A 6002-nucleotide genomic window follows, 5' to 3' on the forward strand; every position below is an offset into this window, starting at 1 on the left:
CTATTCGGGGGGCAGGTCGAAGGGGTCGTCCTGACGCTCTTCCGAGCGACGGCGCAGTTCGACCGAGCGTTCGGGCGCGGCGAGCGCCTCGCGGCGCAGCAGCTCTTCGGCGGACGGCGTGGCGGTGGCGCCATAGGGTGCGTCAGGCGCCTTGGCGCCCTCGGCGGGGGTGAGCGGCGCGACAGTGCCGCATCCGGCGAGCGCCAGCGCGAGGCCGACGATGGCGACAATCCGCATCATTCGTTCTCCATACCCAGTGCGGCCCGCGCGGCGGCGACCTGCATACGCACCTGATCGGGCGCGGTTCCCCCGTAGGAGGCGCGCGCCGCGACCGAGGCATCGACCGAGAGCGCGGCATAGACGCTTTCGTCGATCCGCGCATCGATCGCCTTGAGGTCGTCGATCGAAAGCTGGTCGAGCGCGATGCCGCGCGATTCCGCCAGCTTCACCGCAGCGCCGGTGATGTGGTGCGCCTCTCGGAACGGGATACCCGCCTGCCGGACGAGCCAGTCGGCAAGGTCGGTCGCGGTGGCATAGCCCAGTTCGGCCGCCGCGCGCATCCGGGCGGTGTTGAAGGTGGCGCCCGCGATCATGCCGGTCATCGCGGCGATGGAGAGCGCCATCAGCGAGGCGGCCTCGAACACCGGCGGCTTGTCGTCCTGCATGTCCTTGGAATAGGCGAGGGGGAGCCCCTTCATGGTGATCATCAGACTGGTCAGCGCGCCGATCACCCGGCCCGAGTGGCCGCGCACCAGTTCGGCGGCGTCGGGGTTCTTCTTCTGCGGCATGATCGAGCTGCCGGTCGAGAGGCTGTCGGGCAGGCGGATGAAGCCAAAGGGCTGGCTCGCCCACAGGATCAGCTCTTCGGCGAGGCGCGAGAGGTGCAGCGCGGTGGCCGAGCAGGACCACAGGAAATCGAGCGCGAAATCGCGGTCTGAGACGGCATCGAGCGAATTGGCGGTGGGGCGGTCGAACCCGAGAGCGCGCGCGGTGGCCTCGCGGTCGATGGGAAAGCCGGTGCCTGCCAGCGCGGCGCTGCCGAGCGGGCACTCGTTCATGCGCCCGGCCGCATCGGCGATGCGGGCGCGATCCCGCCGGAACATCTCGTAATAGGCCATCAGATGGTGGCCGAGGGTCACCGGCTGCGCGGTTTGCAGGTGAGTGAAGCCGGGCATGATGTCGCCCGCATGCTCGCCTGCGCGGTTGACGAGCGCGTGCTGCAAGGCGGCCAGCCCCGCGTCCATCTGGCCGAAGGCATCGCGTACCCACAGGCGGAAATCGGTCGCGACCTGATCGTTGCGGCTCCGCGCGGTGTGGAGCCTCCCCGCGACCGGCCCGATCAGCTCGGCGAGCCGGGCTTCGGTGGTCATGTGGATGTCCTCGCGGTCCCAGTCCTCGGGGACGCCCTCGGCCTCGTATTCGGCGGCGACCCGATCGAGGCCGGCGGCGATCACAAGCGCGTCATCGGCAGCGACGATCCCCGCCGCGCCGAGCATCGCCACATGCGCCTTGCTCGCGGCGATGTCCTGCCGCCACAGTGCCTTGTCGAAGGGGATGGAGGCGTTGATTTCGCGCATGATCGCGCTAGGGCCGTCAGCGAAGCGACCGCCCCACATGGCGTTGGTCGCAGTGCCCCCGCTACCGGAGCCGATTATGTCCCGTTCGCCGCTCATTCTTGCCGTATCGCTCCTCATGCTGGCGGGATGCGATAGGGCTCCCGAGGCCCCGGCGCAACCGGTTGAAGCGGGCGCAGCGCCGGGGACTACCATAGGCCTGATGACCCGCCAGTTTGCCGGGACGCCGCTGCCCGATCTGCAATTCCGGGACCCGGCGGGCAAGGTGCTCGACCTGGGGGCCACGGACGGGCCGGTGCTGCTCAACTTGTGGGCCACATGGTGCGCGCCTTGCGTCAAGGAAATGCCGCAGCTCGATGCGCTGGCCGGAGAGCTTGAGGGCGAGGTCAGGGTCATCACCGTCAGCCAGGACATTCGCGGCGCCGAAGTGGTGACGCCGTTCTTCGCGCGCAGCGGTCTGAAGCGGTTGGAACCGTGGCTCGATCCCGACACCGCGCTTTCGGCGCAATTCACCCCTGAAGGCATGCTGCCGCTGACGATCCTGTTCGATGCCGGGGGCAAGGAGGTGCTGCGAGTGGCGGGGGGCTATGACTGGGGCTCGCCGGATGCCGCGAAACTGGTGAGGGACGCGCTCAAGCTCTCGTAATCGGGGAGCGCAAGGCCGAGCGGGGCGAGCGGGAAGCCGAACAGCCCGCTCATCAACTGGGCCTGGATGCCCTTGGCAGGCCAGCGGCGGGAGAGCGGGGCGAGCACGCGGTCGCGCACCCCCGGCAGGACTCGCGAATCCGACTGGTAGAGCGGGGTGAACAGCTTCGTCACCCACTGATAAAGCCACACATGATCGCTGCGCCACCCGGCGGCGAGCCGCAGTTTTTCCGCCAGCGTGCGCCCTTCGGCGAGGCCGCGCGACAGGCTCCATGCGTCGAGCAGCGCCATGTTCGCGCCTTGGCCGAGCTGCGGGCTTGCCGAGTGCCATGCGTCGCCGATGGCGATGATGCGCTCGCCCACAGGGGCGGGGTGGGTGCGGTGGGCGTAGCGCGCGAAGGTGAGCTGCTCGCGGGTCTCGATCCGGGCGAGCAGGCCCTCGAGGTCGGGCCAGAGGCGCAGCACCTCGCCCTTCCACTCATCGAGCGGGGTGGCGAGCCATGCCGTGTGATCCTCGGCCTTCAAGGACCAGAAGAACGCCACCTCCGGCCCCGCGCCGCCCGCGCGGCTCCCGATGGGCAGCACGCCCGCCATCTGCCCGGCACGGCGGTAGCGTTGTTCGAGCAGGTTGCCCGCGAAGGGATCGCCCGGTTGGAGCGGCAGGCTCGCCCACAAGGCGCCGAAGGGAAGGACGTTTTTGGGCGCAGGGTCGAAGCCGGTGCGCCAACCGCTTGCGTCGATCACGAGGTCGAAGGGGGCAGAAGGCGCGCGGCCCTCGAACAGCAGGCGACGGCCTTGCGCATCGCAGGTGCTCCCCGTGACCGCGTGATCGGCGTGAATGCTGACCCCCGGCTGGCGCGCGGCGGCCTCGAACAGCACGTCGAACAGGCTCGCACGGTGGATGCCGAGGCCGAAGGCGCCCGCCACCCCCAGCGCGGCATAGGGCGCGTCGAGCACGCAGCGGCCATGCTCCTCGATGCCCTGAAGCGCATCGACCCTCGCGCCCCGGCGGACGACTTCCTCGGCCAGGCCCAGCGCCGCCAGCACCGCCATACCGCTCGGCTGGATCATCAGCCCCGATCCGACCGGGCCGGGCGAGACGAAGCGGTCGAAGATGTGCGCCGCGTGCCTCTGCCGCGCCAGCAGCAGCGCGGCGGCCAGCCCTGCCGGCCCGCAGCCGATAATGGCGATCCTGAGCGGCTCCATAAAGTGCCCCATGCCGCGCGGCCTGCGCGCAAATCCCTGTTATCGCGGGGCTAGCGCGCGACCAGTGAATTTAGTGCAAAGGATGTGCGCTCAGGCGGAGAGGCGAGTGGCGATGGTCTCGCCCATGCGCAGCGGATCGCCGGGCTTGAGGTCCGCGCGCCATGCCACGCGCCCGGGTTCGAATAGCAGGACGACGGTCGAGCCGAGGTAGAACCGCCCCATTTCGTCCCCCGCCGCGAAAATCCTGCCCTGCCGCGCGAAGTCCTCGTGGACCGGCGCCCTTGCATGGGTGCGGAACTGGTTGGGCCACACGGTGTCGATCCCGGCGACGATCATCGCGCCAACCATGATGCTGGCGAAATGCCCGTCCGGCCCGTCGAAGCGGCACGACAGGCGCTCGTTGCGGGCGAACAGTCGGTCGACCCCGGCGGCGGTGGCGGTGTTGACCGAGAAAAGGTCGCCCGGGATGTAGGTCGTCTGCACCAAGGTGCCGGCCGCGGGCATGTGGACGCGGTGGTAGTCCTTGGGGCTGAGGTAGATGGTGATGAAGCTCCCGCCCTCGAACCGCGCAGCTTCCTCTGCGGTGCAGCCGAGGATTTCCGCCACGCTGTAATCGCGCCCCTTGGCCTGGATGATCCGCCCGCCGCTCACCGGGCCTAGCTGGCTCACCGCGCCGTCGGCGGGGGAGAGGATGAACTTCGAAGCATCGGCGAGCGGCCTTGCACCGGGCTTCAACTCGCGGGTGAAGAAGTCGTTGAAGCTTGCAAACTCCCCGATCCCGCGCGCGGCTTCGGCGAGGTTGACGCCGTAGGCCGCCACGAAGCGCCGGATCAGCGTGTCGCGCAGCCACGGCGTCTCGCTGGCGGCGATGCTCCCGGCGAGACGCGAGAGGGCGTGTTGCGGAACGAGGTGCTGGAGCGCGATGAACAGGTCGGACATGGGGCCGCGCTAGGAGCACAGGCGCGCGGGCGCAAGCACGGGGGTTAGAGCGTCGGCGTCTGCCCGCCGTCGACCTTGATCGCGCTGCCCGTGATGAAGCCCGCCCGTGGGCTAGCGAGGAAGGCGGCGATGTCGCCGAACTCCTCCGGCCGCCCGAGCCGCCTGGCGGGGATCGCCGAGACCGAACGGGCAGTGACCTGTTCCGCCTCCATCCCTTGCGCGGCCGCCATCCCGGCGTGAAGGCTGGCGAGGCGGTCGGTCGCGATCTGGCCGGGGAGCAGCAGGTTCACCGTCACCCCGTCCGCTGCGACCTCGTTCGCCAGCGTCTTGCACCACGAGGCCAGCATCGCGCGCACGGCGTTGGAAAGCACCAGCCCCGCAATCGGCGTGACAAGGCTGGTCGAGGCGACCGCCAGAATGCGCCCGAACCCGCGCGAGCGCATGTCGGGCAGGAACTCCTGCGCCAGCGCGAGCTGGGCGTTGAACATCCGCGGGAGCACGGCGGCGAAGTCGGCGGGCGTGGTGGTCGCAGCACCCCCCATCGGCGGGCCGCCTGCGTTCAGCACCAGAATATCGGGCGAGGCACCCCCGGCGCGCACCCGGTCGATGATTGCTTGCGGCGCGGCCGGATCGTCGAGATCGGCGTGGATGTGGAGCCGTCCCGGTAGCCCCGTGCCCGAGCGCGCCACGGTCATCACCCCCGCGCCCTCCGCCGCCAGCGCCTCGGCAATCGCGCGGCCCAGCCCCTTGCTCGCACCCAATACCAGCGCGGTCTTGCCTTCGAGCCCGAGGTCCATTCGTGAGTTCTCCCGCAATCATGGCGCGCCGTGGGCGGTGACGGGCTCGAACCGCCGACCCTCTCGGTGTAAACGAGATGCTCTACCAACTGAGCTAACCGCCCCACGGCACCGTGGGCCGGGGCGCGGTTTAGCCGTGTCGGCGGCGCGGTCAAGCTGGTAGAGTGGCGGGGCCATGACCATTCACACCCATCTCAATGATGGCACCCCGGTGTGCATCCGACGCGTGAACCGCGCGGACGAGGCGCGGCTCAAGGAGGGAATCGCACAGCTTTCGCCGCAGTCGCGCTACCTGCGGTTCTTCTCCGGGATGCGCGAGGCCCCGCCGCAGGTGCTGCGCGCGCTGGCGAGCGCGGATGGGCACAACCACCTCGCCTGGGGCGCTCTGCGGAGCGACCTTGCCGAGACGCCCGCGCTGGGCGTGGTCCATGCCTTCCGCGACAAGGACGATCCCGAAGCGGCCGAGTTCTCGGTCGCGGTGATCGATGCCTATCACGGGCGCGGGCTGGCGCGGCTCTTGACCGCGGTGCTGCTGCTCGATTGCGCGCGCGAGGGGTACGAGCATTTCACCGTCCACGTTCTCCCAGAGAACCGCCCGGCGCTGGCGCTGGCGCGGTCCTTGGGGGCTAAGGGCGTGGGGCACGAGGGCGGGGTGACCGAGATGGCGATCGACATCGAGGACGCGCTCGCCGCCCTGCGCGCCGAGCCCGACGTGCCGGGGCTGGCCGCCGTCTTCGCGCAGTTCGGGAATGAGCCGCTAGGCGAGGGCGCGTGCCGGGGCTAGGGACGCAGAATATGACCAAGCCTCCCTGCATCCTCGTCCTTGGCACCGGCGGCACGA

The 6002-nt window shown here is 70.0% G+C and carries 7 protein-coding genes and 1 tRNA gene; 2 read left to right on the plus strand and 6 right to left on the minus strand.

Going from position 1 to position 6002, the window contains the following annotated elements; all coding sequences use genetic code 11:
* Together AX708_RS14710 and argH are read right to left on the minus strand one after the other, a co-directional pair.
* Positions 1–240: a hypothetical protein gene (locus tag AX708_RS14710; protein WP_066525224.1), complete on the minus strand. Its 240-nt coding sequence runs from the start codon at positions 238–240 to the stop codon at positions 1–3.
* Positions 237–1616, minus strand: coding sequence for an argininosuccinate lyase (gene argH / locus AX708_RS14715; protein WP_066525273.1), 1380 nt, complete (start codon positions 1614–1616; stop codon positions 237–239). Before argH ends, AX708_RS14710 begins: the two co-directional genes overlap by 4 nt.
* A gap of 160 nt (positions 1617–1776) precedes the next feature.
* Here argH and AX708_RS14720 point away from each other — a divergent pair, with 160 nt between their 5' ends.
* Positions 1777–2220, plus strand: coding sequence for a TlpA disulfide reductase family protein (locus AX708_RS14720; protein ID WP_197425842.1), 444 nt, complete (start codon positions 1777–1779; stop codon positions 2218–2220).
* Here AX708_RS14720 and AX708_RS14725 read toward each other — a convergent pair.
* The 4 genes from AX708_RS14725 to AX708_RS14740 form a co-directional block, all read right to left on the minus strand.
* Complete coding sequence (locus tag AX708_RS14725) at positions 2160–3437, minus strand: NAD(P)/FAD-dependent oxidoreductase (RefSeq protein WP_197425841.1); 1278 nt, start codon at positions 3435–3437, stop codon at positions 2160–2162. The genes AX708_RS14720 and AX708_RS14725 overlap by 61 nt on opposite strands.
* A 78-nt stretch (positions 3438–3515) precedes the next feature.
* Positions 3516–4364 (minus strand): archaetidylserine decarboxylase, encoded by an 849-nt coding sequence (gene asd / locus AX708_RS14730; RefSeq protein WP_066525217.1) that lies wholly within the window; start codon positions 4362–4364, stop codon positions 3516–3518.
* A gap of 44 nt (positions 4365–4408) precedes the next feature.
* On the minus strand, positions 4409–5161 hold the full coding sequence (locus AX708_RS14735) for an SDR family oxidoreductase (RefSeq protein ID WP_066525214.1): 753 nt from the start codon (positions 5159–5161) through the stop codon (positions 4409–4411).
* Positions 5162–5192: 31 nt separating this feature from the next.
* Positions 5193–5265, minus strand: a tRNA-Val gene (locus AX708_RS14740).
* Between the two features lie 71 nt (positions 5266–5336).
* On the opposite strand from AX708_RS14740, the gene AX708_RS14745 reads away from it, so the two are divergent.
* The gene (locus AX708_RS14745; protein WP_197425840.1) at positions 5337–5945 is read left to right on the plus strand and encodes a GNAT family N-acetyltransferase; all 609 of its coding nucleotides are present in this window, start codon (positions 5337–5339) and stop codon (positions 5943–5945) included.
* Positions 5946–6002 lie beyond the last annotated feature (57 nt).

The organism is Erythrobacter sp. CCH5-A1, from assembly GCF_001557115.1.
Lineage (GTDB): Bacteria > Pseudomonadota > Alphaproteobacteria > Sphingomonadales > Sphingomonadaceae > Erythrobacter.

Coding starts and splice junctions, on each gene's coding strand:
- AX708_RS14710 (WP_066525224.1), bottom strand. CDS start 240: ATGATGCGGATTGTCGCCATCGTCGGCCTCGCGCTGGCGCTCGCCGGA.
- argH (WP_066525273.1), bottom strand. CDS start 1,616: ATGTGGGGCGGTCGCTTCGCTGACGGCCCTAGCGCGATCATGCGCGAA.
- AX708_RS14720 (WP_197425842.1), top strand. CDS start 1,777: ATGACCCGCCAGTTTGCCGGGACGCCGCTGCCCGATCTGCAATTCCGG.
- AX708_RS14725 (WP_197425841.1), bottom strand. CDS start 3,437: ATGGGGCACTTTATGGAGCCGCTCAGGATCGCCATTATCGGCTGCGGG.
- asd (WP_066525217.1), bottom strand. CDS start 4,364: ATGTCCGACCTGTTCATCGCGCTCCAGCACCTCGTTCCGCAACACGCC.
- AX708_RS14735 (WP_066525214.1), bottom strand. CDS start 5,161: ATGGACCTCGGGCTCGAAGGCAAGACCGCGCTGGTATTGGGTGCGAGC.
- AX708_RS14745 (WP_197425840.1), top strand. CDS start 5,337: ATGACCATTCACACCCATCTCAATGATGGCACCCCGGTGTGCATCCGA.